This window comes from Streptomyces smyrnaeus (assembly GCF_017676345.1).
In the GTDB taxonomy this organism is placed as follows: Bacteria; Actinomycetota; Actinomycetes; order Streptomycetales; family Streptomycetaceae; genus Streptomyces; species Streptomyces smyrnaeus.
Window position 1 is genome coordinate 1 of the sequence record NZ_JAFFZM010000023.1, and the last position, 26,938, is coordinate 26,938.

Sequence of the window (26,938 nt, forward strand, 5' to 3'; positions counted from 1 at the left end):
CCCTCACGCCTCACGCCTCACTCCGTGCGACGGATCGCCCGGCCCGGCAGGGCGTCGGTGCGGCGGCCCTCCTCGATGACCGGCTGACCGGCGACGAAGACGTAGGGGATGCCGGCCGGGAGGGAGCGGGGCTCGGCGAACGTGGCCGTGGCCGCGACCGTCTCCGGGTCGAAGAGCACCAGGTCCGCCACGTACCCCTCGCGTACCACGCCCCGGTCGGGGAGGCGGAGGCGGGCCGCCGGGCGGCCGGTGAGGTGGGCGACGCACTCCTCCAGGGAGAGAACGCCCAACTCACGTACATACCGGCCCAGGTACTGCGGAAAGGTGCCGTAGGCCCGCGGGTGGGGCTTGGCGCCCTGGAGGATGCCGTCGCTGCCGCCGGTGTGCACCCGGTGCCGCATGATGGCCCGCACGTTCTCCTCGTGGCCGACGTGCTGCAGGATCGTCGAGCCGAGCCGGTCCTCGGTCAGCAGCCGCAGCGCCGTCTCCCACGGCTCCTCGCCGCGCAGCGCCGCGGACTGAGCGACCGTACGGCCCACATGGTCGGCCAGCGCGTCATGGCTGACGCCGGAGATCTCGATGGTGTCCCACTCGATCGGCACCCCGTGGCAGCCGTCGGCGCCCTCCACCTCCATGACGTGCCGGATCCGGGCCGCCGTCGCGGGGTCGGCCAGCCGCGCCAGCGTCGCCTCGGGGCCGCCCTCGTTGGCCCAGCTCGGCAGCATGGCGGCCAGCGTGGTGCAGCCCGGGGTGTAGGGGTAGGTGTCCAGAGTGATGTCGGCACCGTGCGCCAGCGCCTCGTCGAGAAGGGCCAGCAGCTCGGGCCCCCGGCCCCGGTTGACGCCGAAGTTCATGGTGGCGTGCGCCAGATGGAGCGCGCAGCCCGCCTCGCGGGTGAGCGCCACCATCTCCGTGTACGCCTCCAGCGCACCGGCACCGTAGGAGCGGTGGTGGGGGCAGTAGTAGCCGTCGTAGGCGGCCACCACCCGGCACAGCTCGGTCAGCTCCGCGTCCGAGGCGAACATCCCGGGGGTGTACGTCAGTCCTGACGACATGCCCACCGCGCCCTGTGCCATCCCCTCGGCGACCAGGCGCTTCATGGTGGCGAGCTCGTCCGCGGTGGCCGGGCGGTCGTCCCAGCCCATGGCCAGCATCCGGACGCTGCCCTGCGGGATCAGATAGGCGGCGTTGACGGCCGTGCCCTGCCGGTCGATCCGGTCCAGATAGCCGCCGACGGTGCGCCAGTCGAAGTCGATGTCGCTGCCGTCGCCGTTCCAGCCGGTGATGGCCTCCCGGATCGCCGCCAGGGTGGTCTCGTCGACGGGCGCGTAGGAGAGCCCGTCCTGACCCAGCACCTCCAGGGTGACCCCCTGGGCCACCTTCGCGGTGTGCTCCGGGTCCCGTAGGACGGCCAGGTCCGAATGGGCGTGCATGTCGATGAAGCCCGGCGCCAGGGCGAGGCCGTCGGCGTCGACCGTGCTGGTGCGCGGGCCGCTCGGGCGTGGCTCGCCCTCGGGGGAGAGCCGTACGATGCGGCCCTCGCTGACGACGACATCCGCCCGGAAGGCGGGGGCGCCCGTCCCGTCGATGACACGGGCGTCGCGGATGACCAGATCCATGGTGGGCACCGGCCTCAGAAGAAGGTACGGATCAGTTCGGTGACCGTGCCGTCGGCGTCGACGACGGGGATCACCTGCCACTTGTCGAAGATGGTGCAGGGATGGGACATCCCCAGGCCCACCCACTCGCCGACCTCCAGATCGACCCCTTCGTCCACCCGCAGCCGCGCATGCTGGTCGTTCAGCCCGGTCACGGTGAGCCCGGCGGCCGAGCGCACGGACCCTGCCCCGGTGCCCCGCACCAACTGCGCCTCGGGGAGCTCCAGATCGAAGGCGGCGTCCCGCTTGCCCGCGTTGAGGAACGCCTGCCCGGGCTCGGGCCGGGAGACGACCTGTGTCCACAGCGTGAACGCGGCCTGCAGCGCCCCCTCGTCGGGCTGTCGGTTGAACGGCGTCAGCCTGCGGTAGTGGCCGTCGTCGTGGGAGACATAGGCGCCCGAGCGCAGCAGCTTGAGGGCGGGGGCCGACAGTTCGGGCAGTGCGGTGAAGGCCTCGGCGACCGCGTCGAACCATGCGCTGCCGCCCGCGCTGACGACGATCTCGTCGAGCCCCGCGAAGCGCCCCTCCGCGTCGAAGGCGACGGCCAGGTCGGTCAGGCGCCGCAGCCACCCGCGTACCGCCGCCAGATCGGCGTCGGGTACCTCGCCCTCGTAGCCCGCGACGCCCACCAGCCGCAGCGTGCCGGTGGCGGCCACCGCGTCGGCGACGGCGGCGCACTCGGCCTCGGTACGCGCTCCGGTGCGTGCGCCGTCTCCGGCGCCGAGCTCCACCACGACCTCCAGCCGGCGCCGGGCGCCGGCCGCGCGCAGGGCCTCGTCCATGAGGGCGACACCGCGCGGGGAGTCGACGTAGCAGATGACGCGGAAGTCGGGGTCGGCGTCGAGCTCGGCGGCGAGCCAGCGCAGCGCCGCCGCGTCCACCACCTCGTTGGCGAGGAAGATCCGAGCGATGCCGTGTGCCCTGGCCACCCGCACCTGGTGCGGTACGGCCAGTGTGATGCCCCAGGCGCCGTGCTGGAGCTGGCGGGCGAACAGCTGCGGCGCCATGGAGGTCTTGCCGTGCGGCGCGAAGGCGAGGCCGTGGCGTGCGGAGTAGTCGGCGAGCGCGACGAGGTTGTGCTCCAGGCGCTCGGCCGACAGCGCGAGGACCGGTGTGCTGAAACCGCCGGTGAACAGGGAGCGGCGCTCGGCGGCCAGCTCGCCGAGTGTGGTGCCCGGGGCGACGTCGAGGGGCAGCCCCTTGAAGCGGTGGTCGACGGGCTCGTCGGCGAGGCGGGCGACCGCCGCCGTGGCGGCGTGAGCTAGGTCGTTGCCCTGGTCGGGGGAGGGGGCGGGGGCTGCCATGCGGTCTCCGTGGAAGATCCGTAGAAGAAGATGTTGCATATGTTGCAACGTCCATTGCGTATGACGCTTACCGCTGTCTAGCATCCCGCGGAACGGCCGGTCAATGGAACCGGACATCCGAGGATCCGGGCACCTGCCGATCCGGAACAGCAGCCGATGAGCCGACGTACGAGCGGCAGCGAGGAGCAGGACCCGTCGTGACCACCACCCCCGACACCGACGTCGTCTGCCTGGGCGAGTCCATGGTCACGTTCCTGCCCTCCCGCCCGGGACCCCTCGCCGACGTGCCCTCCTTCGACCGCGCGATCGGCGGCGCGGAGTCGAACGTCGCCTGCACGCTGGCCCGCGCCGGACACCGCGCCCGCTGGGTCAGCCGGGTGGGCACCGACGGCTTCGGCGACCACCTGGTCCGTGAGATCGCCGCGCACGGCGTGGACACTACGGTCGTCGAACGCGACCCCGTGCGGCCCACCGGCATCTACTTCCGCACCGACGGCGAGCGCGCCACCGGCGCCGACAGCGTCGCGCCCGGCCCCCGCGCACTCTCCGAAGTGCTCTACTACCGCGCCGGATCGGCCGCCTCGGCCATGTCCCCGGCCAACGTCCCCTCCCGTGCCGTCCACGCCGGACAGGTGCTGCACCTGACCGGGATCACCGCGGCCCTCTCCGCCGACTGCCTCGCGCTGATGCGGGCCCTCACCTCCGACCGCACTCCCACCGGCACCCCCCGGCCTCTGGTCTCCTTCGACGTCAACTACCGCGTCGAGCTGTGGCGCACCGCTGCCCGGTCCGGTGCCCCCGGGGAGCCCGGCACTTCCGGGGCCGAGGTCCTGCACGAACTCGCCCGGCACAGCGACATCGTCTTCGTCGGCGAGGACGAGGCAGCCGCCGCCTGGGGGGTGACGGGAGGCCCGGAGGCCGTACGGGAGGCGCTGCACGAGCCCTCGGTGCTCGTCGTCAAGCAGGGCGACGCCGGAGCCACCGCGTTCGTCGGGGACGCCGGGGCCACCGGGGACGCCGGGGACGCCGGGGACGCCGGGGAAACTGCCGCCGTCTTCGCGCCCGCGCTGAAGGTGGATGTCGTCTCCCCCGTGGGCGCGGGCGACGCCTTCGCCGCCGGCTTCCTGGCCGGGACCCTGCGCGGGCTGCCGGTACGCGAACGGCTGCGGCACGGGCACCTGATGGCCGCAGCGGCGCTCACGGATGCCGGCGACCTCGCAGCGCCGCCGGCCCGCGAGGTCGCCGACCGGCTGGCGGCCCTCGACGACGAGAGCTGGGGGAGACTGCGGCTGGGCCCCGGCTGGACGGCAGGTGGGCCGCAGACCGCAGTCGCCGGGCGGGCCGGCCGGCCCGGCGAACAGGAGCCGGAGGTACGTTCCGTATGAGTCAGACCGTCGATCGGGCGCTGAGCATTCTGCCGCTACTGGCCGAGGGACCCGCCAATCTGGAGCAGGTCGCGGCCCGCCTGGACGTGCACAAGTCGACGGCGCTGCGGCTGCTGCGCACCCTGCACGAGCACGGCATGGTCTACCGCCAGGCCGACCAGCGCTACCGGCTCGGCGCCCGGCTGTTCGCCCTCGCGCAGCAGGCCATGGAGAACCTCGACATCCGCGAGATCGCCCACCCGCACCTGGCCGAACTCAACGCGGCCTGCGGGCACACCGTGCACCTCGCCGTCCACGAGGAGGGCGAGGTCCTCTACATCGACAAGGTCGAGAGCCGCTACCCGGTACGGATGTACTCGCGCATCGGCAAGCCCGTCGCCATCACCGTCGCCGCCGTGGCCAAACTGCTGCTCGCCGATCTGCCCGAGCCGGAACGGCGCGCCGTCGCCGAACGGCTCGACTACCCCCGGTACACGTCCCGCTCGACGCCCGACGCCACCGCGTTCCTCGCGGAGCTGGCCAAGGTGCGCGAGCAGGGCTGGGCCACCGACCTCGGTGGCCACGAGGAGTCCATCAACTGCGTCGCGGCGCCCGTCCGCGGCGCCGAGGGGCGGGTGGTGGCGGCCATGTCGGTCTCCGCGCCGAACGTGGTCGTCTCCGCCGACGAACTCCTTTCCCTGCTGCCCCGCGTACGCCGGACCGCTGAGGCCATCAGCGCCGAGTACACGGGACAACCGGCCCGCCCCCAGCACCCACCACAGCAACCGAGAAACAAGAGAGCCGCACCATGAGCGAGAAGCTTGCCAAGACCGCCCTCACCCCGGCCACGCACACCACGCCGCCCGCGAAGTTCTCGCACGGCGTCCGCAAGGGGAACATCCTCCAGGTCGCCGGGCAGGTCGGGTTCGGTCCCGCGGTCGAGGGCCAGGCCCCGACGCCGGTCGGCCCCGGGCTGCGGGAGCAGACCCTGCAGACCCTCGCCAACGTGGCGGCCATCCTCAAGGAGGGCGGCGCGAGCTGGGAGGACGCGATGATGCTTCGCGTCTATCTGACGGACACCGCGCACTTCGCGGAGTTCAACGAGATCTACAACGAGTACTTCGCCTCCCTCCAGGAGGCTCCGGCCGCCCGTACGACGGTGTACGTCGGCCTTCCCGCCGGTCTTCTGGTCGAGATCGACGCGCTCGCCGTCCTCGGCTGAGCCCTTCCTCCGCCCCCCTCCCCCCTGGGGCCGCTGTGCCCGGGGGAGGGTCCGGGCCCCCTCCCAGCACCGAACAACGGAGTTCCCATGCTGCTCGCCGACAAGGCGGCACCGCCCCATACGGGCGGCCTGCTCGCGCTCATACCCGGGACCGGGGGCCTGCTCACCGTGGCGGCCCTCGGCATCGTCCTGCTGCTCGTACTGATCATCAAGGTCCGCCTCCAGCCGTTCGTCGCGCTGCTCGCCGTCTCCATCGCGGTGGGGCTGGGGGCGGGTCTGTCCGTCACCGAACTGTTCGGCACCGTCCAGAAGTCCGACGCCGTCTCGATGATCGAGTCGGGGATGGGCGGCATTCTCGGGCACGTCGCCATCATCATCGGTCTGGGCACCATGCTGGGAGCGATTCTGGAGGTCAGCGGCGGTGCCGAGGCGCTGTCGGCGCGGCTGCTGGGACTGTTCGGCGAGCGGCGCGCGCCGCTCGCCATGGGGCTGACCGGTCTGATCTTCGGTATCCCCGTCTTCTTCGACGTCGGCATCTTCGTGCTGGCGCCCATCATCTACGCGGCGGCCAAGCGCAGCGGCAAGTCGATCCTCCTGTACTGCATGCCGATGCTGGCGGGACTGTCGATGACGCACGCGTTCCTGCCCCCGCACCCGGGCCCGGTGGCCGCGGCCGGGCTGCTGGACGTGGAACTGGGCTGGGTCATCCTGATGGGCGTCGTCTGCGGCATCCCCGCCGTCCTCGCCGCCTGGGCGTACGCGGCCTGGATCGGCAACCGGCTCTTCGTCGAGGTGCCGCAGGACATGCTGGAGGCCGCTGAGGAGGCCAAGCGTGCCGTCGCGGCCGAGAAGCGGACGCTCGGCACCGACGGGGAGGCCGGGCCCGTCGCCCTCGGAACGGTGCTGACCATCATCGGTACGCCGCTGATACTGATTCTGGCGGCCACCTTCTCCTCCCTCGCGCTGGATCCCTCGACGCTCCGCTCCGTCATCGAGTTCGTCGGGCACCCGTTCGTGGCGCTGACCATTGCACTGCTGCTGTCGTACTACCTGCTGGGGCTGCGCCAGGGCTGGAGCCGCAAGTCCCTGGAGACGGTCTCCACCGCCTCGCTCAAGCCGGTCGGCAACATCCTGCTGGTCGTCGGTGCGGGTGGTGTCTTCGGCGCCGTCCTGCAGGGCTCCGGTGTCGCGCAGGCCCTCGCCGACGTGTTCGGGGACGCGGGGCTGCCGGTGATCGTGCTGGCGTATCTGATCTCGCTGGTGCTGCGGGTGGCGCAGGGTTCGGCGACGGTCGCCATCGTCACCACCGCGGGCATCGTGGCGCCGCTGCTGGCCCAGAGCGACCCCTCGCAGGCGCACCTCGCGCTGGTCATCATGGCGATCTCGGCGGGGTCGATCTTCGCCTCGCACGTCAACGACGGCGGGTTCTGGATGGTCTCGAAGTACTTCGGCATCTCCGAGCGGGACACGCTCGCGTCGTGGACGGTGCTGGAGTCCGTGCTCTCGATCGCCGGCTTCGCGGTGGCGGCGGTGGTGAGCATCTTCGTCTAGCCGTACGGCCGTTCGGCCGCCCGCGTGCGTCGCGCCCCCGGAATCTCTTCTCCCGATTCCGGGGGCGCTCTTGTGGTGGGCGGCAACTGGCCCAAGAATGCACGGCGTCAAGACCGAACGAACCTTCGGTATCAAGAGAGGAACCCCCACCTGTGAACAGACCTCTCGCACTCTCCCTGTCCACGGCCTTCCTCGGTGCCGCGGCGCTCACCGGCGTCTCCGCGGCACCCGCGGCGGCCGCCCCGGCGCCCGCACCCGGCCCGGCCAAGCAGGCGGCCCCCTCCTTCGAGGGCACCGTGGCGCTCAGCAACTGCTCGGGCTCCGTCGTCAAGATGCCCAACTCCCGGCCCGGCGACCGGGCGCTCGTCCTGTCCAACGGCCACTGCCTGGAGACGGGCATGCCCCGGCCCGGCCAGGTCGTCAAGGACCAGCCGTCCAGCCGCTCCTTCACCCTCCTGAAGGCGAACGGCAGCAACGCGGGCACCGTCCGCGCCAGCAAGATCGCCTACGCGACGATGACCGACACCGACGTCTCGCTCTACGAAGTCCGCTCGACCTACCAGGAGATCGAGTCGAGGTTCGGCGTCAAGGCGCTCGACGTGGAGACGGCCCACCCCGCCCAGGGCCGGAACATCACCGTCGTCTCCGGCTACTGGAAAGAGAAGTACGGGTGCGCCGTCGACGGCTTCGCGTACCGGCTCAAGGAAGACGGCTGGACGATGAAGGACTCCATCCGCTACACGGCGGACTGCCGGACCAAGGGCGGCACTTCCGGCTCTCCCGTCATCGACAACGCCACCGGCAAGGTCGTCGGTGTCAACAACACGCGCAACGAGGACGGCGAGCGCTGCGCGCTCAACAACCCCTGCGAGGTGGACGAGAACGGGCGGGTCACCGTCCACCCGGGGATCGGCTACGGCCAGCAGACCTACATCATCGCGCCCTGCGTGGGCGAGGGGAACAAGATCGACCTCAACCGCGCGGGCTGCACGCTCCCCAAGCCGTAACGCGTCATCGCTGTACGGACGTTGGGGCGGTTCCATCCCAGTCGCACTACCCGGAAGAATGAGGAGTACATGAGAAAGCCCCTCGTCAGTACGCTCGCGGCGGCGCTGTTCGGCGCCGCCGCACTCGCGGGCATAGCCGCGGCACCGGCGGTGGCCGCCGACCACGGCAAGGGCACCCCCTCCTTCGAGGGCACGGTCGCGCTCAGCAACTGCTCGGGCTCCGTGGTCAAGCTCAAGCACTCCAAGCCCAGTGACCCGGCGCTCGTCCTGTCCAACGGCCACTGCCTGCAGGAGGGCATGCCCGGAGCGGGCGAGGTCGTCGTCAACAAGAAGACCAGCCGCGACTTCACGCTGCTGAACGCGGACGGCAGCGACGCGGGGAAGATCCACTCCGACAAGATCGCGTACGCGACGATGACGGACACCGACATCTCCCTGTACGAGACGACCTCCACGTACAAGGAGATCAAGAAGAAGTACGGCATCGACGCGCTCAAGCTGGACGCGAAGCACCCGCGCCAGGGCCGGGACATCACCGTCGTCTCCGGCTACTGGAAGGAGACCTTCAGCTGCGCCGTCGACGGGTTCGCCCACCGGCTCAAGGAAGCCGACTGGACCTGGAAGGACTCCATCCGCTACACCATGGCCTGCCAGACCAAGGGCGGCACCTCCGGTTCCCCGGTGATCGACGACCGCACCGGCAAGGTCGTCGGCGTCAACAACACCCACAACGAGGACGGGGAGCGCTGCACGCTCAACAACCCGTGTGAGGTGGACAAGAGCGGCAAGGTCACCGTCCGCTATCTGAACGCCTACGGTCAGCAGACCTATCTGATCAACTCCTGCTTCGGCCGCGGCAACCAGCTCGACCTCGACGCGCGGCGCTGCGCGTTGCCGGAGCCGGCCAAGTAGTCGCCCGGCGGCTGAGCGGGAGCCGTTCCCCGCACCCCTGACGGGGCGCGGGGAACGGCGCGGTGGCTACGGCAGCGCGTGCACGTGCGGGCCCACCGTGCTGGACCACTTGTTGCCGTTGCTGGCGTCCCACGCCGTGGACCAGGTCATCGCGCCCCGGATCCCGGGCCACTTCTCGTCGGGCGTGAAGCTGCCGCAGCCGGTGCCCTTGGCCAGGCAGTCCAGCGCGTCGTTGACCACGCCCGGATCGACGTAGCCGGAGCCGGCGGCCCTCGGCGAGGCGGGGGTTCCGATGCCGACCTGGGAGGGGTCCAGGCCGCCCTTGATCTGGACGCAGGCGAGCGCGGTGAGGAAGTCGACGGTGCCGGCGGAGTACACCTTGCCGTCACAGCCGTTCATCGAGCCGCTGTTGTAGTACTGCATGTTGACGACGGTCAGGAAGCTCTTGATGTTGAGCGCCGTCTTGAAGTACTCGTTCTGCGGCGACTGCATATCGATCGTCTGCGGCGCCATCGTCACCACGACATCGCTCTTGGCCGCGTGGATCGCGTTGAGGGCCTTGGTCATGTAGGTGGAGTTGAGGCCGTTCTCCAGGTCGATGTCGACACCGTCGAAGCCGTACTCGTCCATGAGCGAGACGATGCTGGTGGCGAAGGCGTCCGCGGAGGCGTCGCTGTTGACCGAGACGGCACCCTTCTCGCCGCCGACGGAGACGATGACCGACTTGCCCTCCGCCTGCTTGGCGGCGATGTCCGCCTTGAACTGCTGCTCGGAGTAGTTCAGCGCCGGGTCGAGCGTGAAGTCGACCTGGCCGGGAGTACCGGTCGCGTCGGCGAAGGCGACGGCGATGATGTCGTACTCGTTCTGCACGTCGGCGAGGGTCTGGACGGTCGCACCGTTGTCGAAGTTCTGCCAGTAGCCGGTGACCGCGTGCGCGGGCACCTGCGAGGCGCCCACCCGCGGGCCGGGCCCGGTGGAGGGCTGCGCGTGCGCGGTGGCCGGTCCGAGGGCGAACAGACCGCCGGCGGCCAGGGCCGAGGCGACGAGGCCGACGAGCGCACGGGGGAAGGAGAGACGTCTGGAACGTGCCACAACTGCCTCCGGTGTGGGGGGAGAGGAAAGTTGGTGGAGCGTGGTGCGCCGTACAACCTGGTCCAGACCAATGAGGGTTGTCAAGGGATCCGACAACGCCCCCGCGGCATCCGGCAGTCGCCCACCGGCACACCTCGCGGCCCGCAACCCCTTGTGCTGATCCTCCGCAGACGGTTACATCGCCTGCGACCTGCACGGTCGTCCACCCTCGAAGCACGCGTACGGCGGAGGCGTCATGGCAGCGGAGGACATCACACCCGGCACGGCCGACGGCGCCGCACCCCCGGTTCGCAAGCCCAGTTGGAAGATGATCGGCCCCGGCATCGTCGTCGCGGCCACCGGCGTCGGCGCCGGGGACCTGGTCGCCACGCTGGTGGCGGGCAGCAAGTTCGGCTACACACTGCTGTGGGCCGCCGTCATCGGCTGCATCGTCAAGATCGCCCTCGCCGAGGCCACCGGCCGCTGGCACCTGGCCACCGGCCGCACCATCTTCGACGGCTGGCGCAGCCTCGGCACCTGGACGACGGTCTACTTCGCGGTGTACGTCGTCATCTGGGGCTTCGTCTACGGCGCCACGGCCATGTCCTCCAGCGCGCTGCCGCTCCAGGCGCTCTTCCCGGACGTGCTACCGCTCAAGGCCTGGGCGATCCTCACCGGGCTGGTCGGTCTGCTGTTCGTCTGGACCAACCGCTACGCCATCGTCGAGAAGATCATGATGGCCTTCGTCGGGGTGATGTTCCTGGTCGTGGTGTACGTCGCGATCCGCGTCAGCCCGGATCTGGGCAACGCCTTCGCCGGGCTCCTCCCGGTACTGCCGTCCGGCTCCATGGTCTACACGCTGGGCCTGATCGGCGGCGTCGGCGGAACCATCACCATGGCCGCCTACGGCTACTGGATCAACGCCAAGGGCTGGGCCGACAGCGGCTGGATGAAGATGATGCGGCTCGACAACCGCGTCGCCTACATCACCACCGGCATCTTCGTGGTCGCCATGCTGATCGTCGGCGCCGAACTGCTGCACAGCTCGCACCTGGCCCTCGCCTCCGGCGACAAGGGGCTTCTGGACCTCGACAAGATCCTGGAGAAGCGCTTCGGCAGCTCGACCTCCACCCTCTTCCTGGTCGGCTTCTTCGCCGCCTCGTTCTCCTCGCTGGTGGGCGTGTGGCACGGAGTGAGCCTGATGTTCGCCGACTTCGTGGAGCGGGTGAAGGCCGCCCGCGGCCTGACCGCCGAAACCGGCGTCGCGCCGCTCACCCGTGGTGAACGGGAGCGCTCCACGCCGTTCCGCGGCTACCTGCTGTGGCTGACCTTCCCCCCGATGACGCTGCTCTGGCTGGACCAGCCCTTCGCCCTCGTCGTCGCCTACGGCGTGCTGGGCGCCTTCTTCATGCCCTTCCTCGCCGCCACCCTGCTGTGGCTGCTCAACAGCGACCGAACCCCGCCCGAGTGGCGCAACGGCAAGCTCAGCAACCTCCTGCTGGCCGCCTCCTGCGTACTGTTCCTCATCCTGTGCGTCGAACAGGTCCGCGACCTCCCCTGGTGAGCCTGCCTCGGTGAGGCCGCCCTGGTGAGCCCGTCAGCCCTTGTCGGCGTCGTCGGGGAGGGGGAGCGGCACGGTACCTCTGGAGACGGTCACATCGTCGTCCGGCGGGATGTCGTCGAAGAGTTCGGAGACGTCCGTGACGGTGAGCACCTTGTCCATCCAGTGCGCCAGCGCCGTCATGTCGTCGGTCCCAGTGATCCGGACGTGCTGACTCGCTCGTACGGGCATGTCCCGCTTCTCCAGCGTCCGGAGGATGAACCGCACCCGTTCCTCGACGATGCCGGCGGCTTTGCCCTCGAGGAAGGTCTCCTCCACGAGGGTGCCGCGCCCGGGGAAGAAGCTGCCGTTCTTCATGAGGTCCCTCCAGGTCTGCCGGGTCGGGGTGTCCCCGAGTCCGGCCTCCAGCAGTTCCGAGTAGTACTTCCGAGTCTTGGGGTCCGTGCGGTGGAGCGCCGATGCCAGCGCTTCCAGTATGGCCGGGGCGTCAGAGCTCTTGCCATGTGTCATGGCCGCGAAGGTGGCCATGGTGAGATCTTCTTCCGCTTCTTCCGTGTCCACGATCAGGGGCACGTTTCCCGGGCCGAGGACCAGCGGGCGAACGGTGAGGGGGCTCCAGTCGTCCGTGCCCAGGTCGAAGGGGCCACTGGCCCACTCGGCGGTGGCCTTGTCCTGGCAGACGACCAGGAGATAGGCCGGGCACTCGTTCTTCGACTCCAGGAACGAGAGGTAGTAGGCCCAGTTCCGTGCTTTGCGCGGGTCGGGACGACTCTGCGCCTCGATCGCCAGTAGCAGTGGCGTCCCGCCCTTCTCCGGTGAGAGCCGCAGGACGCTGTCGATGCGTCGTTCCACGGGCTCCAACTCGGTCACGTCGGGTGTGAGTACTTCTACGCGGGGCTTTTCCGGTAGGGAGACGCCCAGTAAGCGGAAGGTGGGGGCCAGCAGCGCGGGGCGTTCTTGGAAGATGCGGTGCGCTGCCTCGTGGCGTGCGGTGACCATGCCGGGAACATATGACAAGCGGGGTGGACGGGAGGGGGAACGCCGGCGCGTTCACCAGGACGGGTGAACGCGCGTTCCTGGAGTGAGCGGGCGTACGAGGGGTTGGGGGTGGGGCCGGGGCGGGTAGTGGTCACGCTGGCCCGGTTTCGGGGAACAGGGGACGTTTCGGCGAACGGTTCACGCTGTGGGGGGCCATGGCTAGTGTGGTAGGCCGGTGGCGGGCCCGGGGGAGGCGAACATGTCTACGGCGTTAGCGGTCACCAGCCCCGACCATCTGCTCGCCCCGCCCGACCGGCACACGCCGCGCGCCCATGTGCTCTCCCCGCCCGACGAGCAGCCGCTGGCGGTCGCGCTGGCGCAGACGCAGGACCTCCTCGAACAGCACGGCTACCTCGTCACCGTCTATCCGGCCACCCTCCCCATCCGCTTCCGGCACCGGCTGCACACCGTGCGCTCCCTGTTGGAGAGCCGGCGCATCGCGCTGCTGCCGGTGGAGCTGCCCCCGCTGGCCACCGGGATGCTCGTACGGCAGCTGCGGCAGCTGTCCCTGTGCGACTTCGCCCCCGGGGTGCTGGGTGCGGCGGCCCGGTTGCTGACCCACTATCTGTACGCCGGTGCCGTGCTCGGCTCGGTCGCCAAGCTGGAGCGGGTGCCGGTGGACGTCACCTCGCACGCCCGCTCCTGGCTGCCCGGCTCCCGCTTCGCCGTGCTCGCAGCGCCCGCGCCCGAGCTGATCCGGCTGGGGACGCCGGAGGCGGACAAGGGGCTCACCGGCCCGCAGTTCGCCACCCAGTTGACCGTTGCGCACGGGCAGCCGGCTTCGGACTGGGCCACGCACACCCTGCCGGCCCGCTGGCGGGTCGGCCAGGTGCACGAGGTGCCGCTGCCCCGCGACTCGGCGGCCTGGTGGGGAACCGCCCGGCTGACGGAGTTCGTGGCCGCCATCCCGGACGTCTCGGTCCTCTACCAGTTGGTGGCCTCGGTGCGGCGGGACGTGTGTCCCGGGTGCGGTCTCGAACTCATCGGGGACCGGTGCGCGTTCTGCGCCACACCGCTGCCGCCCGCCGCACCTGCCCGGCCCGCCCCGCCCACCCGGGCGGCTCCACCCGAGCCGTCCGGGCCGCCCGCCGGGCCCCCGCCGTCCGCCACCTGCGAGCCCGTCGTCGCCGATCCCCGAGGTATCCGTCCATGAACTCACGCCAGCGCCGCGGCGTCCTCCTGCTGGCCCTCTCGGTCCTGTGCGCCCTCGCCGCGTTCGCCGGGGTGCTGACCGTCGTCAGGAACGTGGAGTCCAAGGTGGGGGACGAGACGACGGCCTACAAGCTGAAGCAGGACGTGCCCGCCTACCAGTCGCTGGACAGCTCGCAGTTCACCGAGGTCTCCATGCCCGAGCGGTGGCTGCCGAAGACCGCGGTCACCGATCTGAGCGACATCCGCCGCAAGATCGCCGTCAATCCGCTCAAGAAGGGTTCGCTGCTGCAGTCCGACATGATGGCGAAGCGGCCCGAACTCGCGGCGGGCGAGCAGGAGATCGCCATCATGATCGACGCGGAGACGGGTGTCGCCGGGAAGATCAACCCCGGCAACCGCGTCAACATCTACGCCACCTTCGAGGGCGAGCAGCGACCCGGCGCCAAGGGCGGGGACGAGGGGGAGACCAGGGCACCGTCCGAGTCCCGCGTCATCGTCAGCCGCGCCAAGGTCATCGACGTCGGCAAGCTCACCCCGCTCAAGGACGGCGGCGACCGCGACGAGCGCACCCGGCAGCGCGAACGCGACGGTGTGCCCATCACCTTCGCGCTCACCACGAAGGACGCACAGCGCGTCGCCTACGCCGAGTCGTTCGCCGAGCATGTGCGGCTCGCGCTGGTGGCTCCGGGTGACGACACCGAGGTCCCCGAGGAGGACCGCATCTACACGCTCCCCGGAGACAAGTGAGGTCCAGATGGTCATTCGCATCCAGCCGGCCGTCAGCGACCCGGACGCGGCGCGCCCCCTGGTCACCCTGCTCGGTCAGCTGCCCGACGCGGAGCCCGTGCCGCCCGCCGTCGACTCCACCCAGCTGCTGGACTCCCTCGCCCAGCTGGCCGGCGAGGCACCCGCCGAGCTGCCCGAAGTGGTCCTCGTCCACGAGCTGATCGGCCCGGTCCCGGCGCTGGAGCTGATCAGCCAGGTCGCCCTCCGGTTCCCCGCCGTCGGTGTCGTCCTGGCCACCCGGGACACCAGCCCGGCGCTGTACGCGGCGGCCATGGACGCCGGAGCGCGCGGCGTCGCCGGGCTGCCGCTCGGCTACGACGAGCTCGCGGCCCGCGTCACGGCCGCCGCGGCCTGGGCCACCGGGGTCCGCCGCCATCTGGGCGGCTACGAGGGCCCCGAGGCCGGGTACGGCACGGGGGCGCACGGCCACGGCGGGCAGGGCGGGGGCACCGTGGTCACCGTCGCCGGTGCCAAGGGCGGTGTCGGTACCACCTTGACCGCCGTGCAGCTCGCCCTCGCGGCCCGCGCCTCCGGCCGTACCACCGCGCTGGTGGATCTGGACCTCCAGGCCGGGGACGTCGCCTCGCTGCTGGATGTGCGCTTCCGCAGGTCCGTGGTCGACCTCGCCGGTATCAAGGACCTGACGCCGCGCGTCCTGCAGGACGCCGTCTATGTGCACGAGACCGGTGTCAGCCTGCTGCTGGCGCCGGAGGAGGGCGAGCGCGGCGAGGAGGTGGACGAGCGGGCCGCCCGCCAGTTGGTGGCCGCGCTGCGCTCCCGCTACGAGATCGTCGTCGTCGACTGCGGCACCCAGATGCACACGGGCAACGCGGCGGCCATCGAGGCCGCCGACCTCGCGCTGCTGCTGACCACCCCCGATGTGATCGCCGTGCGTGGCGCCAAGCGCATGGTGCGGCTGTGGGACCGGCTGCAGATCCGCAAGGCGGAGGAGACCGTCACCGTCGTCAACCGCGCCTCGCGCCACGCGGAGATCCAGCCGCAGCTCGTCGCCCGGATCACCGGCAGCCCGGTGGCGCGTACGACGGTGCCCGCCGGCTTCAAGGAGCTCCAGTCCGCGCTGGACGCCGGACGGCTGCAGGATCTGGAGGCCAAGGGCAGCGTGCGTCAGGCGCTGTGGGGGCTCGCGGGCGAACTCGGCCTGGTGGCCGCGCCGGTGGACGAGCTCGCGCGCGGGGGCGCCCGGGGCCGGGGGAGCGGACGCCGCACGGCCGGCGGGCGGCAGCAGCGGTCCGGCGGCGGTACGGGGACGGGCGACGCGGCCGGGGGCGGACGCACGACAGCCCCCCGGGCACAGCACGCCCTGCCACCCGGTCCGGCGCCCGGTCCGGCTCACGGCACCGAGCCCGGGGCCCCGTCCGGGCCGGCACTCGGATCCGATCGCGGGGCCGTCGGGTTTCTGCGTCGTCGGATGCCGCCCGGCGCCCGTGAGGGCGGCGACCGGGGTTCGCTGACCGTGGAGTTCGCCGGGATGGCGCCGATCGTGCTGGTGACCCTGGTGCTGCTGTGGCAGTGCGTACTGATCGGCTACACCTTCTCCCTCGCGGGCAACTCCGCCGACGAGGCCGCCCGCGCCGCCACCGCGGCCGCCGCCCACGGGGACCCGCAGCGTGCGTGCGAGGCGGCGGCGCGCGAGCACCTGCCCGCCAAGTGGCGCCAGGACGCCTCGGTCAGCTGCTCCCGCGGCGGCACCGTCTGGAAGGCGGACGTCGACCTGCGGACACCGCTGCTGTTCCCCGGCGCCGCCGGCCTGCCGTTCACGGTCGGCGGCGAGGCGGGCGCCGCGGAGGAGGGGTGAGGGCGTATGACGGCTGCGCGTATCCGCGCGAGCGAACGCGACCGGGGCTCCAGCGCGCTGGAGTTCGCCGGGATGCTGCCGCTGCTGCTGCTCGTCGCGATGGCGGCCATCCAGCTCGGGATCGTCGGCTACGCGGTGCAGCAGGCGGGCACGGGCGCCCGGGCCGCGGCACGGGTGGCCTCCCAGGAGGAGATCGCGGACCGGTACGCGGCGAGCGGGCGCGCCGCCATGTCCGACTGGACGGCGCGCCGCAGCAGTTTCCAGCTCGCGGACGGCGGCGACGAGGTGACGGTGACCACGACCGTGACCATTCCCTCCCTGCTGCCCGGACTCGACAGCATGGGCACCGCTGCCCGCTCCGCGACCATGCCCAGCGACAGTGCCGAACGAGGGGGAGACGAATGAGCGAGGTCGGTCCATGAGCCTGCGCTCCCGTATCACCGCGCACGAGAGCGGCACCGCGCCGGGCGACCCCCGGGCGCCCGGATCAGCCGCCGACAGCACCGGGCACCTGGTGGCGGCCTACCGCACCAAGCTGCTGGAGGAGATCGACCTCGCCGAGATGTCGGCGCTCGACCTCGCCGAACGCCGTGCCCGCCTCGAACGCGTACTCGGCCATCTCATCAGCCGCGAGGGTCCCGTCCTGGCCACCGGCGACCGGGCGCTGCTGATCCGGCGGGTGGTGGACGAGGCGCTCGGCCTCGGGGTGCTCGAACCGCTCCTGGAGGACGGCTCCATCACCGAGATCATGGTCAACGGGCCCGACAACATCTTCGTGGAGCGCGGCGGGCGCGTCGAACAGGTTCCCGTGCGGTTCGCCTCCGAAGAGCAGCTGATGCAGACCATCGAGCGCATCGTCTCCACCGTCAACCGCCGCGTGGACGAGTCCAATCCGATGGTGGACGCACGGCTGCCCTCCGGGGAGCGGGTCAACGTCATCATCCCGCCGCTCTCGCTGACCGGCGCCACCCTCACCATCCGCCGCTTCCCCCGCGCCTACACCCTCGGTGAGCTGATCGGCCTGGGCACGCTGGACGAACACATGCTCTCGCTGCTGTCCGGATTCATCAGGGCCCGCTTCAACGTGATCGTCTCCGGCGGTACGGGCAGCGGCAAGACGACCCTCCTCAACGCGCAGTCCGCGCTCATCCCCGAGCACGAGCGCATCATCACCGTCGAGGACGCCGCCGAACTCCAGCTCCAGCAGCGGCATGTGATCCGGCTGGAGACCCGGCCGCCCAACGTCGAGGGCAAGGGCCAGGTGACCGTCCGGGACCTGGTCCGCAACTCGCTGCGCATGCGCCCCGACCGCATCATCGTCGGCGAGGTACGCGGCGGCGAGACGCTGGACATGCTCCAGGCCATGTCCACCGGCCACGACGGCTCGCTGGCCACCGTGCACGCCAACAGCGCCGAGGACGCCCTGATGCGGCTCCAGACCCTCGCCTCCATGTCCGAGGTCGACGTGCCCTTCGAGGCCCTCCAGGACCAGATCAACTCCGCCGTCGACGTGATCATCCAGCTGGCGCGACTGGCGGACGGCTCCCGCAAGATCGTGGAGATCGCCCTGCTGGCCTCGCACGGCCGCGAGTCCTTCCAGATCGCGACGGTCTCCCGGTTCGCGGCCCGGCCCATGGGTCCCGACGGCCGGGTGCACGGCACCTACGAGCATCTGCCGCTGCCGCGCCGCGCCGCCGACCGGCTCCAGCTGGCGGGCGAACCGGTGCCCGCCGCGTTCGGTGTCGCCCGCTCCGACGACCAGCTCGCCACCCGGGAGGCGGTGTGAGCACACAGACCCCCCACCGGTTCGCGACCCTGGCGATGGACTCCGCAGCCGCGGCGCAGTTCGCACTCGGCGCCACCCTGGCCGCCTGCGCCCTGGCCACCGCGGGAGTGCTCCTCTACTCCTCCGGACGCGCCCGCCGCCGGGACCTGATCGAACGGCTCAGCCGGAGCGAGGGGCCCGCGCTCGCCCTCCCGCCCGGCAGCGGCGGCAGACGGCGCCGCTTCACCGGGGTCGACCGGCGGGTGCGTGCCACCGGACCGGGCCGCCGCCTCCAGGCGAAGCTGGCCACCACCGGACTCGACCTGACGCCCGGCGAGTACGTCGTCTACCTGGCGGGCCTGGTGGCGGTGGTGTGGATGCTGGCCTCGTCCGTTCTGGCCCCGTTCTTCGGGCCGATAGCCGGACTCGTCGGCGTGCTGGCCGCCAACGCCTTCCTCAACCAGCAGCGGCAGCGCCGCACCGAGCAGTTCATCAACCAGCTGCCCGAACTCGCCCGCATACTCGCCAACGCGACCTCGGCGGGGCTGGCGCTGCGCACGGCCCTGGGCATGGCGGCCGAAGAGCTGGAGGCCCCGGCCGGGGACGAACTGCGACTGGTCACCGATCAGCTCGCCGTCGGCCGCTCCATCGACGACGCGCTGAACGAACTCGCCGAGCGGCTGCCCTCCCGCGAACTCGTCGTGCTGGTCACCACGCTGGTCCTGGCCAACCGCGCCGGCGGCACCATCGTCGCCTCGCTGCGCAACCTCACCACCACGCTGGAGGAGCGCAAGGAGACCCGGCGCGAGGTGCGCACCATGCTCGCCGAGGTCAACGCGACGGCCTTCACCATCCCGCTGCTCGGCCTCGGCGCCATGCTGATGATGAACTCGATGATGCCGGGCGCCCTCACCCGGGTGACCGGCAGCCCGGTGGGGCAGGTCGCCATGGTCGTCGCCGTCGGACTGTTCGCCGCGGGGTTCCTCGTCATCCGCCGCCTCGGCCGGATCGAGGTGTGAGCGCATGATCGCTGTCGGACTGGCCACCCTCTGCGCCCTGGCCGTGTACGGCGCCTTCGCGGGCATCCGGATGTACCGATCCGAGGCCCGGCTGCCGCCCGACCTGGCCGTGGCGCTGGAGGTCGGTGCCACCCGCACCACCAAGGGCGAGGCCGCCGTCGACCGGCTCGGCATGCGCCTGGCGCCGCTGGTGCTGCGGCTGATGGGGCCCAAGCAGGTCGCCGCCAAACGCCGCAGGATCGACCAGGCCGGCAACCCCGGCGGTCTCACCCTCCAGCGGTACGCGGCGCGCCGCGCCGTCTACGGCATCTTCGGCGCGCTGATGGCCGTGGTGGGCCTGTCGGCCGGCAGCCTGTTCTTCACCGTACTCGTGCTGGCCTTCGGCTGGTTCGCCGCCGATCTCGCGATCCGGCAGGCGATCAAGGACCGCCGGCGCGTCATCGAACGCACCCTGCCCGACTTCCTCGACGTGCTGGCCGTGGTGGTCTCCGCCGGGCTCGGCTTCCGGCAGGCCCTGGAGCGCGTCGCCGACCGGTACCGGGGGCCGTGGGCCGACGAGCTGCGCATCACCCTGCGGCAGATGGACATGGGCGTCAGCCGCCGTCAGGCCTTCGACGAGCTGCGCAGACGCAACGCCAGCGACCAGGTCGACCAGTTCGTGACGGCGCTCCAGCAGGGCGAGGAGCTCGGCGCCCCCATCGCCGAGACGCTGATCCAGATCGCCACCGACATGCGTCGCACCGACGCCCAGAACGCGCGGCGCAAGGCGGCCAAGACGGTGCCCAAGGCGACGATGACCACCATCGCCTTCCTGCTGCCCGGCACCCTCATCCTCATCGTCGCCACGTTCATCCTGGGCTCGGACACCGACTTCGGCGCCGTGCTGGGGGGCTGACGCGGCCGCACGGCACACAACGGCATCGGCCACCGGTCCCGGAGGGGAGCAGGACCGGTGGCCGGGTCATATGTGCCGGGTCAGAGCGAGACGCCGTGTGCCCGCAGATAGGCGACGGGGTCGACGTCCGAGCCGTAGTCCGGAGTCGCGCGCACCTCGAAGTGCAGGTGCGGCCCGGTCGAGTTGCCGGTGCTGCCGGACAGCCCCAGCTGGGTGCCCGCACCGACCTGCTGACCGACCTGGACGGAGAGCGAGGACAGGTGGCCGTACTGGGTGTACTTGCCGTCGGCGTGCCGGACGACGACCTGGTTGCCGTACGCGCCGCCGTCGCCCGCGGTGACGACCTCGCCCGCGGCGACGGACTTCACCGGCGTACCGCTGGCGGCCGAGAAGTCCACACCGGTGTGGTGGCCGCTCGACCAGCTGCCACCGGCGGCCCGGTACGGAGTGCTGGTGCCGCCCGGCACCGGCCGGACGTGACCGCCCTGGGCGGACTCGGACTCGGACTCGGACTTGGCGGCGGGCTCGGGGGCGGACTTCTCGGCGCCGCCCTGCGCCTCGGCGCCGTCGTCGCTGCTGCCCTGCGCCTCGGCGCCGGAGTCGCTGCCGCCCTTCTCGACCTCGGCCTGCGCCTTCAGCGACAGCTTCTGCCCGGGCAGAATGAGGTCCGGGTCGGCACCGATCACCTGGCGGTTCGCGTCGTAGACGGTCTTCCAGCCGCCGGAGACGTCGTGCGCGGTGGCGATCTTGTACAGGGTGTCGCCGCTGACGACGGTGTACGACTGTGCGGACTGCGACGGCTGCGACTTCTGCGACGGCTGCGACTTGTGCGGAGCGGACTTCTCGGGGGCCGCCTGCTGGGGCGCCGACTTGCGCTGCGGCTCGGCGCTGTTGCCGCCACCGTCCGGGGTGACGTCCGGGGCGGGGCCGCCCGCGGTCAGGCCACCGGCACCCGCACAGGCCCAGGCACCCGGGCCCTGCATGGCCAGCAGCTTCTCGGCGACGGCGATCTGCTGGTCCTTGGTGGCCAGGTCGGCGCGCGGCGCGTACTTCGTACCGCCGGCCGCCTGCCAGCTGGACTGCGAGAACTGCAGGCCGCCGTAGTAGCCGTTGCCGGTGTTGGTCTGCCAGTTGCCGCTCGACTCGCACTGGGCGACCTTCTCCCAGGTGTCGACGGAGGCGGCCTGGGCGTTGCCGGACGCGAACAGCGGCAGCACGACACCGGCGCCGCCGGCGGTCAGCGCGAGTACAGCACCGCGCCTGAGACGGCGCTGGGACTTTCGGGCATGCTTTCCGGACATAGGGGAGTTCCTCTCCTACGCCTACGAGGTGAGCTGTCGGATTCGGGCTGGAGCAGTAGCCCGGCCGCAACTGCCGTGCCCTGTGCGGGCGCAGTTCCGGCTTCACCCCAAGCCCCGTGGGATCACCGATCCTTCGGGGCACTTACCTGGTTCCCCCGCTCCTGCCAACGGTGGAGTTCTCGCAGACCAGCGGCAGGACTCGGCGTCTGGCTGCGAACTGCCGCACGTCGGGCGCGACAGCTCGGGCACCTTAAACACACAAATTTCCGAGGGACAAGAAAATGATCGCCGACAGAGGGGACCGGTAATGCGACGCATTTCACGGTCGGCTCGAATTTCTTGATCGCATTCCATGGCTGCCCAGCGGTAATACCCGAGAGTGAGCCGGTGGGCACGAAAGGGGGAACGCCCTCTTCCCGTCCGTCCTGTGAGGCGACTCACGGCGGCAAACCCAATCTCCGGCCTCTTTCCCTTCGCGAAGTGAGCGGAGGGCGAGGGGGATTGATGTGCGTAGCATGAGATATGACCGTTTGGTGGGGGAATACATGTTTCTGTTCAATCTGCGGTCCGGATGCGGAAGGGGTGCGTTCGGCACCTCGCTCGCTATGGTGAGAGGCGCCCCACCCACCGTCCGGCCCGCCCAACACCCCGGCCCCACAGGCGCGTTCCGGAAACGCGCCGTACCGCTCGCTCCGTCGCCATGGCCCGTCGAGAGGAGGGGCGTCGGTCAATGTCCGGCTCACTCCCCGCCTTCCCGCAGGTCGGAACGCGCGCGACCGCACCGGTTCCCGCCTCGGCCGCCGCACCGGATGCCGGTCAGGTTCCCGTCCACCCCTTCGCCACCGCAATGAGTTGTGGCACAGTCTGCATTCGGGCAGCGACTGTTAGCTACACCGCGGGGTGGCGACGGGAGGGGGCGCACGACGTGACACCACGCTGCTGCCGCCCCCGAGAGGGCGGCCACGCGGGACGGGTGACCCGGAACGACCGGAAAGACATGGGGGCGTACCCCTGTGGGGGTACCGAGTCAGCCAGCAACGGAGGAGAACCCGATGTCGAACGCCACGCGCGGGCGCGTCCGCGCCCGCCTCGCCCTCCTGCGAGGACATACGCGGGGGCGGCCCGGGGACCGGGGCGCCAACTCGATCGAATACGCCGGCATCGTCATCCTCGTCGCCGGCATCATCCTGGCGATCCGCGCGCTGGGGCTCGACTCGATGATCTCCGGAGCCATCGCCAACGCGGTGAGCGCGGTACTGGGCGGCTGACCGCGCGCCGGATGTCCGGTGACGCCGGGCAGACGGTCCTGCTGTACGGCGCGGTGATCGCCGGGCTGCTCTTCCTCGCCTTCGCCTTCTTCGCGGTCGCCCAGGCCGGAACGGTGCGCAACGGCGGCCAGACGGCGGCCGACGCGGCGGCCCTCGGCGCCGCCGAGGACGACAGGCAACAGCTCTTCGACGGCTTCTTGGACACACTCGACGACGAGGAAGGCCGAGACGACGGGGAAGGCCGGCAGGAGTGGCTGGACGCCGTCGCCCCGCTCAGCGGCGACGGCTGCGGCGCGGCAGCACATTTCGCCGACCGCAACCGTTCCGACCTGCTCAGCTGCGATCCGGTCTCCCGCGAGGGCGACGACGGCTACCGCGTCAGCATCGAGACGCGGTTCGACACGGGCGACACGATCATCCCCGGCACGGACAACAAGACCGCCAAGGCCACCGCCACCGCGGTGATCAGACCACGGTGCGAGACCGGCGACACCGAGAACACCACGAACGCCGCCGAGGAGATCGAACTGGTCTGCGGCGGCGAGGAGCTGACGATCGACCCCGAGGACGGGGGCCGCGACCTGAAACCGTCGGATCTCTTCTCGGTGGTGCTGGTCGAATGACGAGCGAACGACGAACGAGAGTCGAGTACTCCATGAATCTTCGGCGCGTCCTGCGGGCTCGCAGGGGTATGACCGCGGTGGCCCTGGCGGCCGGACTGGTCCTCACGGCCGCGGGCTGCGGCGGGGGCGGCGACGGCGACGACGCCAAGGAGCCCAGGCCCTCCGAGAAGGCGGGCGACCTCCAAGGCGGCAGCGGCGGCGGGGACGGCGGGGAGTCCGGCGGCTCCACCGGCGGCGAACCGCTGGCAAAGGTGCGAGGAGGCGATGACATCACCCTCACCGTCGACTCGGCCCGCCGCGAGACGGGCGGCTTCGTGACGCTCACCGGAAAGGTGACCAACGGGAGCGGCAAGGCCTGGGTGGCGCCCGGCTGGGAGGGTGACGAGTCCGAGCTCGCCCTGCGCAACAAACTGTCGGTCGCCGGTGGCAAACTCGTCGACAAGAAGGGCAAGAAGCGCTATCTCGTCCTCAGGGACACCGAGGGCCGGTGTCTGTGCACTTCGTTCGGTCAGCCGATCCAGGCGGGGGACTCGAAGACCTGGTACGCGCAGTTCCCCGCGCCCCCCAAGGGCAACGACAAGGTGGAGTTCCAGATCGCGGACATGCCTCCCGCCGAGGTCACGATCGGTGGAGGGGAGTGAGGGATGGGCTTCACCAGGCGACAGCTGATCAGAGCCGTGACGTGCTCGTCCTTCTCCGCCGCGCTCGTACTCGGGGTGTTCGCCCCGTCCGCGCGGGCGGAGGACCCGACCCCCGGGCCGACGCCCTCCATCCCGGACATCGCCACCCAGTACCCCACCGACAACCCCACCGGCCTGCCCACCGGTCAGGCGCCCTCCCTCCCCGGGGAGAAGGGGCCGGGCGATCCGGGGTTCAGCGAGCCGCCGGACAACATCGGGGACAGCGAGGAGCCGGTGGAGGTGGATGCGAAGGCGGACGGGCTGCGGCTGGCCGGCGGAGCGAAGCTGGCCGAGCCCAAGGTGCTGGACATCAAGTTCGTGACCGAGGACCTGGGAGGCGAGGAGCGCCGCGAGGACAGCACGGCGAAGACGAAGTTCACCCTCCAGGCTGAGGTGCTGTTCCCCAAGAACAGCGCCAAGCTCAACAGCGGGGCGAAGGCCCGCATCAAGACCATCGCTGACGAGATCGACAAGCAGCAGAGCACCGAGGTCAACGTCTTCGGCTTCACCGACGACCTGGGCTCCTACGAGCACGGCAAGACGCTCTCCAAGAAGCGTGCCACGGCCGTCCAGACGGAACTGTCCCAGCGGCTGGGCTCCGAGGTGAGCTTCAACGTGCGGGGATACAGCGAGGACTATCCGGTCGCCGACAACAGGACCGAGGAGGGCCGCGCGAAGAACCGCCGCGTCGAGGTGTCCTTCCCGAAGAAGGACTGACCCGCCGCGCGAACCCGCGTCCGCGTCCGCGTTGTTGCCGCTGCGGGCTTGCGGGCTTGCGGGCTTGCGGGCTTGCGGGCTTGCGGGCGGGTTCGCGGCGCCGGATCATGAGCGGGGCCGGTCCGGGTGGGCCGGACGGCCGGTGAGCGAGGGGGCGGTGCGGGCGTGGGGAGCGCGGCGACGGAAGCCGGCCCGGTAGCCGGCGAGACGGCGACGGCGACGGCGGCGGACGGTGAAGCTCCGAGCGGCGACGGTCCGGGTGACGCCCCGGACGGCACAGCGCGCGGCGGCGCCCGGCTCCGGGGCTGGACGGTCGGCTGGCCGGCGGGACTCGCGCAGGCGCTCGGCGCGGCGGTGCTGCTGATCACGGAGTTCGTACGGCAGGACGTCGCGGCCCTCGGTGCGAAGGTGCCGAAGGGGGCCCACCTTCCCGACTACGCCGCCGACTTCCCGCACCTCGTGGACACCCTGGACGGCCAATGGTGGTTCCGGGCGGCCGAAACGGTGCGGGACGCCGTCAGCTTCGGGGAGCCGCGCGCCGCACTGTGGGCGGCGGTGTGTGCCGCGCTGGTCGTACGCCTCAACCTGGACGGCCCGCCCCGCACCCAGTGCTTCCTCTCCCTCGCGGGCGCCGGTTACTGCGTCGTCGCGGCGCTCTCCGCGGTCCCGTTCCTCGTCCTGGCGGGTGCGGCGCTCCCCTTCGCGCTGCTCGTCGGCGCGCTGGCGGTCGTACTGGCGACGGCCGCTCCGGGTGCCTGGCGCCGCCTCACCGGGTGAGCGGGCCGACGACGGCGGGGCGTCACTCGGTGGCGTCCGCCGTGCACAGGGTCCGGCTGCCGCCGTCGATCCGCCACGTCCAGTAGCGCGAGTGCCCGTGCGAGTCGCTCTCCCGGCAGGGGGTCGGCTCGTCGTGGACACCGGTGATCTTCAGCAGCCTGTCGTATCTGCCGGTGCCCGAGGGCGGTTCCGTCGAGCACGCGGGCGCCGACATCAGCGCGGCGCGCACTTCGCCGCCCTTCGATTCGGCCAACAGGCACTGGTCGGTGCGGAACTGGCGGGTGATGCAGAGGGTGGTGTCGCCGTGTGTCCAGGTGGCGCGCCCGTTCCCGGCCGGGCACGCGCGGTGCGGCTCGCCGCCGGCACCGGTACGGCGTACGGCAGTCACCCGGGTGTAGGCACGATCGTCCCCGCAGGGGACCCGGGTGGCCTCGGTGGGCGCCGGACGGCTCCACCCCGAACCGTTGCCGTGCACCGTCAGGCACTGTCCCGCCCGGACCGAACGGAAGGCGCGCGCGGCGGAGTCGGACTCCGGCGCTGTCCCGGAGCGCGGCCCGGCGGGCGAGGGCGCCCCGGTGGGCGGGTCGGGCAGTGCGCCGCCGGGGCCGGTCCCGGGGAGGGAGGGCGTGGGGGCGGGTGGGGTCGTGGGGCCTCGGCCGTCTTCCGGGCCGGGCTGCGGGTGGGCGGGGACGCCGGTGGGGCCGGGCGAGGGCCGGGCGGCTTCCGCGCCGTCCGCGTAACCGGGGGTACTGACGACCCTGGGGAGGATCAGCGTCGCGAACAGCGCTCCGGCGACCAGCAGTCGCCGCCTGCCGCGCCGGGCCCGCTCCTGGGGACCATCGCTGTCGTATTCGACCTCCGGCGCGCGCTCCGCCCGTTCCGTTCGCCGCCACAGTCCGCGTTGGTGCACCGCACGCTCCGTCTCCCCATGGGCCCGCGCCCCCCGCGCGTTCCGCTCACCCGTACATGCTTGCGGATCAACGGGCGGGTGACGAGACCCCGTTCACGGCGACGAGCGGGAAGCTCACGGAGAGGAGATGGCCAAGGCGGCGGCCCTCACGCCGCCTTGACCATCTCGGCACGGACGGCGCGCTGCCACTGCCCGCGCAGCCGGTCCAGCTCGGCGAGTGCTTCCTTGGACCAGAGGGTGCGGCCCGCGACGTACTCCCTGATCGCCTCGTTGGCCGCGGTGACGGAGAGCTCCGGCGAGGGCGCACGGCCCGCGTCGGTCGCCCGGGAGCGTCCGGGCTCTCCGGGCCCGGTGGAAGTCGATGTCATACGGACTACAGTACGGCCCCCCACTGACAACGGCAGTTGGATAACGAGGCGCCCGGGACGGCCGGTTGGTGCTGCGTCGCAGGTGTCGGCGCTGTCCGGCTCCGAGATGCTCCGACCGGGTGTGAGATGAATCGCTCCGGAACCCCTCCGTACGGGCGAGTACGGAGCCGTCC

At 71.5% G+C, this 26,938-nt stretch carries 26 protein-coding genes and 1 riboswitch; of the genes, 19 read left to right on the forward strand and 7 right to left on the reverse strand.

The window, feature by feature from the left end:
* Positions 1-17 precede the first annotated feature (17 nt).
* Both JW613_RS29365 and JW613_RS29370 read right to left on the reverse strand, forming a co-directional pair.
* Positions 18-1,619: an N-acyl-D-amino-acid deacylase family protein gene (locus JW613_RS29365; RefSeq protein ID WP_209213995.1), complete on the reverse strand. Its 1,602-nt coding sequence runs from the start codon at positions 1,617-1,619 to the stop codon at positions 18-20.
* A 14-nt stretch (positions 1,620-1,633) separates the two neighbouring features.
* Positions 1,634-2,962: an alanine racemase gene (locus tag JW613_RS29370; protein ID WP_209213918.1), complete on the reverse strand. Its 1,329-nt coding sequence runs from the start codon at positions 2,960-2,962 to the stop codon at positions 1,634-1,636.
* Positions 2,963-3,159: 197 nt separating this feature from the next.
* Between JW613_RS29370 and JW613_RS29375 the strand changes: the two genes are divergently transcribed.
* From JW613_RS29375 to JW613_RS29400, 6 genes are all read left to right on the forward strand, one after another.
* Positions 3,160-4,347, forward strand: a complete 1,188-nt coding sequence (locus JW613_RS29375; protein ID WP_209213919.1) for a sugar kinase — start codon at positions 3,160-3,162, stop codon at positions 4,345-4,347.
* Positions 4,344-5,138: an IclR family transcriptional regulator gene (locus JW613_RS29380; protein WP_209213920.1), complete on the forward strand. Its 795-nt coding sequence runs from the start codon at positions 4,344-4,346 to the stop codon at positions 5,136-5,138. The genes JW613_RS29375 and JW613_RS29380 overlap by 4 nt, the downstream gene beginning before the upstream one ends.
* Positions 5,135-5,548 carry a RidA family protein gene (locus tag JW613_RS29385; protein WP_209213921.1) on the forward strand — a complete coding sequence of 138 codons (414 nt, stop codon included), beginning with the start codon at positions 5,135-5,137 and terminating at the stop codon, positions 5,546-5,548. The genes JW613_RS29380 and JW613_RS29385 overlap by 4 nt, the downstream gene beginning before the upstream one ends.
* Before the next feature lie 87 nt (positions 5,549-5,635).
* A complete protein-coding gene (locus JW613_RS29390) occupies positions 5,636-7,099 on the forward strand; it encodes a GntP family permease (protein ID WP_209213922.1) in 1,464 nt (487 codons plus the stop codon).
* Between the two features lie 152 nt (positions 7,100-7,251).
* Complete coding sequence (locus JW613_RS29395) at positions 7,252-8,106, forward strand: S1 family peptidase (RefSeq protein WP_209213923.1); 855 nt, start codon at positions 7,252-7,254, stop codon at positions 8,104-8,106.
* A 69-nt stretch (positions 8,107-8,175) separates the two neighbouring features.
* On the forward strand, positions 8,176-9,018 hold the full coding sequence (locus tag JW613_RS29400; protein ID WP_209213924.1) for a S1 family peptidase: 843 nt from the start codon (positions 8,176-8,178) through the stop codon (positions 9,016-9,018).
* Positions 9,019-9,084: 66 nt separating this feature from the next.
* Here JW613_RS29400 and JW613_RS29405 read toward each other — a convergent pair whose 3' ends face one another.
* Complete coding sequence (locus tag JW613_RS29405; protein WP_209213925.1) at positions 9,085-10,110, reverse strand: chitinase; 1,026 nt, start codon at positions 10,108-10,110, stop codon at positions 9,085-9,087.
* 235 nt (positions 10,111-10,345) lie between these two features.
* On the opposite strand from JW613_RS29405, the gene JW613_RS29410 reads away from it, so the two are divergent.
* Positions 10,346-11,653 carry an Nramp family divalent metal transporter gene (locus JW613_RS29410; protein ID WP_209213926.1) on the forward strand — a complete coding sequence of 436 codons (1,308 nt, stop codon included), beginning with the start codon at positions 10,346-10,348 and terminating at the stop codon, positions 11,651-11,653.
* Positions 11,654-11,686: 33 nt separating this feature from the next.
* Here the strand turns inward: JW613_RS29410 and JW613_RS29415 are convergent, their stop codons facing one another.
* Positions 11,687-12,649 carry an RpnC/YadD family protein gene (locus tag JW613_RS29415; RefSeq protein WP_209213927.1) on the reverse strand — a complete coding sequence of 321 codons (963 nt, stop codon included), beginning with the start codon at positions 12,647-12,649 and terminating at the stop codon, positions 11,687-11,689.
* Between the two features lie 238 nt (positions 12,650-12,887).
* On the opposite strand from JW613_RS29415, the gene JW613_RS29420 reads away from it, so the two are divergent.
* The 7 genes from JW613_RS29420 to JW613_RS29450 are packed head-to-tail and all read left to right on the forward strand — an operon-like array spanning position 12,888 to position 20,121.
* Entirely contained in the window at positions 12,888-13,841 is a 954-nt protein-coding gene (locus tag JW613_RS29420) for a hypothetical protein (RefSeq protein ID WP_209213928.1), read from the forward strand.
* The gene (gene cpaB, locus JW613_RS29425) at positions 13,838-14,587 is read left to right on the forward strand and encodes a Flp pilus assembly protein CpaB (RefSeq protein WP_209213929.1); all 750 of its coding nucleotides are present in this window, start codon (positions 13,838-13,840) and stop codon (positions 14,585-14,587) included. The genes JW613_RS29420 and cpaB overlap by 4 nt, the downstream gene beginning before the upstream one ends.
* 7 nt (positions 14,588-14,594) lie before the next feature.
* A complete protein-coding gene (locus JW613_RS29430) occupies positions 14,595-16,442 on the forward strand; it encodes an AAA family ATPase (RefSeq protein ID WP_209213930.1) in 1,848 nt (615 codons plus the stop codon).
* A 6-nt stretch (positions 16,443-16,448) separates the two neighbouring features.
* On the forward strand, positions 16,449-16,847 hold the full coding sequence (locus JW613_RS29435; RefSeq protein ID WP_209213931.1) for a TadE family protein: 399 nt from the start codon (positions 16,449-16,451) through the stop codon (positions 16,845-16,847).
* Between the two features lie 13 nt (positions 16,848-16,860).
* Positions 16,861-18,228, forward strand: coding sequence for a TadA family conjugal transfer-associated ATPase (locus JW613_RS29440; RefSeq protein ID WP_099883684.1), 1,368 nt, complete (start codon positions 16,861-16,863; stop codon positions 18,226-18,228).
* A 35-nt stretch (positions 18,229-18,263) separates the two neighbouring features.
* A complete protein-coding gene (locus JW613_RS29445) occupies positions 18,264-19,226 on the forward strand; it encodes a type II secretion system F family protein (RefSeq protein ID WP_209213996.1) in 963 nt (320 codons plus the stop codon).
* A gap of 4 nt (positions 19,227-19,230) precedes the next feature.
* Positions 19,231-20,121, forward strand: coding sequence for a DUF5936 domain-containing protein (locus JW613_RS29450; RefSeq protein WP_209213932.1), 891 nt, complete (start codon positions 19,231-19,233; stop codon positions 20,119-20,121).
* Between the two features lie 80 nt (positions 20,122-20,201).
* Here JW613_RS29450 and JW613_RS37080 read toward each other — a convergent pair whose 3' ends face one another.
* Positions 20,202-21,422 (reverse strand): transglycosylase family protein, encoded by a 1,221-nt coding sequence (locus JW613_RS37080; RefSeq protein ID WP_209213933.1) that lies wholly within the window; start codon positions 21,420-21,422, stop codon positions 20,202-20,204.
* 5 nt (positions 21,423-21,427) lie between these two features.
* Positions 21,428-21,637: riboswitch (cyclic di-AMP (ydaO/yuaA leader) on the reverse strand.
* 837 nt (positions 21,638-22,474) lie between these two features.
* Between JW613_RS37080 and JW613_RS29460 the strand changes: the two genes are divergently transcribed.
* The 5 genes from JW613_RS29460 to JW613_RS29480 all read left to right on the forward strand — a co-directional run bounded on the left by JW613_RS29460 (position 22,475) and on the right by JW613_RS29480 (position 25,487).
* Positions 22,475-22,690, forward strand: a complete 216-nt coding sequence (locus JW613_RS29460; protein WP_099883690.1) for a hypothetical protein — start codon at positions 22,475-22,477, stop codon at positions 22,688-22,690.
* Between the two features lie 11 nt (positions 22,691-22,701).
* Positions 22,702-23,313, forward strand: a complete 612-nt coding sequence (locus JW613_RS29465; RefSeq protein WP_245226494.1) for a hypothetical protein — start codon at positions 22,702-22,704, stop codon at positions 23,311-23,313.
* Between the two features lie 32 nt (positions 23,314-23,345).
* Entirely contained in the window at positions 23,346-23,954 is a 609-nt protein-coding gene (locus JW613_RS29470) for a hypothetical protein (RefSeq protein WP_209213934.1), read from the forward strand.
* A gap of 3 nt (positions 23,955-23,957) precedes the next feature.
* On the forward strand, positions 23,958-24,710 hold the full coding sequence (locus tag JW613_RS29475) for an OmpA family protein (protein WP_209213935.1): 753 nt from the start codon (positions 23,958-23,960) through the stop codon (positions 24,708-24,710).
* Between the two features lie 165 nt (positions 24,711-24,875).
* Complete coding sequence (locus tag JW613_RS29480) at positions 24,876-25,487, forward strand: hypothetical protein (protein WP_209213936.1); 612 nt, start codon at positions 24,876-24,878, stop codon at positions 25,485-25,487.
* A 22-nt stretch (positions 25,488-25,509) separates the two neighbouring features.
* Here JW613_RS29480 and JW613_RS29485 read toward each other — a convergent pair whose 3' ends face one another.
* Together JW613_RS29485 and JW613_RS29490 are read right to left on the reverse strand one after the other, a co-directional pair.
* Positions 25,510-26,397: a hypothetical protein gene (locus JW613_RS29485; RefSeq protein WP_209213937.1), complete on the reverse strand. Its 888-nt coding sequence runs from the start codon at positions 26,395-26,397 to the stop codon at positions 25,510-25,512.
* Between the two features lie 146 nt (positions 26,398-26,543).
* Positions 26,544-26,765, reverse strand: coding sequence for a hypothetical protein (locus JW613_RS29490; RefSeq protein ID WP_099883702.1), 222 nt, complete (start codon positions 26,763-26,765; stop codon positions 26,544-26,546).
* Positions 26,766-26,938 lie beyond the last annotated feature (173 nt).

Coding starts and splice junctions, on each gene's coding strand:
- JW613_RS29365 (WP_209213995.1), bottom strand. CDS start 1,619: ATGGATCTGGTCATCCGCGACGCCCGTGTCATCGACGGGACGGGCGCC.
- JW613_RS29370 (WP_209213918.1), bottom strand. CDS start 2,962: ATGGCAGCCCCCGCCCCCTCCCCCGACCAGGGCAACGACCTAGCTCAC.
- JW613_RS29380 (WP_209213920.1), top strand. CDS start 4,344: ATGAGTCAGACCGTCGATCGGGCGCTGAGCATTCTGCCGCTACTGGCC.
- JW613_RS29385 (WP_209213921.1), top strand. CDS start 5,135: ATGAGCGAGAAGCTTGCCAAGACCGCCCTCACCCCGGCCACGCACACC.
- JW613_RS29390 (WP_209213922.1), top strand. CDS start 5,636: ATGCTGCTCGCCGACAAGGCGGCACCGCCCCATACGGGCGGCCTGCTC.
- JW613_RS29400 (WP_209213924.1), top strand. CDS start 8,176: ATGAGAAAGCCCCTCGTCAGTACGCTCGCGGCGGCGCTGTTCGGCGCC.
- JW613_RS29410 (WP_209213926.1), top strand. CDS start 10,346: ATGGCAGCGGAGGACATCACACCCGGCACGGCCGACGGCGCCGCACCC.
- JW613_RS29415 (WP_209213927.1), bottom strand. CDS start 12,649: ATGGTCACCGCACGCCACGAGGCAGCGCACCGCATCTTCCAAGAACGC.
- JW613_RS29420 (WP_209213928.1), top strand. CDS start 12,888: ATGTCTACGGCGTTAGCGGTCACCAGCCCCGACCATCTGCTCGCCCCG.
- cpaB (WP_209213929.1), top strand. CDS start 13,838: ATGAACTCACGCCAGCGCCGCGGCGTCCTCCTGCTGGCCCTCTCGGTC.
- JW613_RS29430 (WP_209213930.1), top strand. CDS start 14,595: ATGGTCATTCGCATCCAGCCGGCCGTCAGCGACCCGGACGCGGCGCGC.
- JW613_RS29435 (WP_209213931.1), top strand. CDS start 16,449: ATGACGGCTGCGCGTATCCGCGCGAGCGAACGCGACCGGGGCTCCAGC.
- JW613_RS29440 (WP_099883684.1), top strand. CDS start 16,861: ATGAGCCTGCGCTCCCGTATCACCGCGCACGAGAGCGGCACCGCGCCG.
- JW613_RS29445 (WP_209213996.1), top strand. CDS start 18,264: ATGGACTCCGCAGCCGCGGCGCAGTTCGCACTCGGCGCCACCCTGGCC.
- JW613_RS29450 (WP_209213932.1), top strand. CDS start 19,231: ATGATCGCTGTCGGACTGGCCACCCTCTGCGCCCTGGCCGTGTACGGC.
- JW613_RS37080 (WP_209213933.1), bottom strand. CDS start 21,422: ATGTCCGGAAAGCATGCCCGAAAGTCCCAGCGCCGTCTCAGGCGCGGT.
- JW613_RS29460 (WP_099883690.1), top strand. CDS start 22,475: ATGTCGAACGCCACGCGCGGGCGCGTCCGCGCCCGCCTCGCCCTCCTG.
- JW613_RS29465 (WP_245226494.1), top strand. CDS start 22,702: ATGTCCGGTGACGCCGGGCAGACGGTCCTGCTGTACGGCGCGGTGATC.
- JW613_RS29470 (WP_209213934.1), top strand. CDS start 23,346: ATGAATCTTCGGCGCGTCCTGCGGGCTCGCAGGGGTATGACCGCGGTG.
- JW613_RS29475 (WP_209213935.1), top strand. CDS start 23,958: ATGGGCTTCACCAGGCGACAGCTGATCAGAGCCGTGACGTGCTCGTCC.
- JW613_RS29490 (WP_099883702.1), bottom strand. CDS start 26,765: ATGACATCGACTTCCACCGGGCCCGGAGAGCCCGGACGCTCCCGGGCG.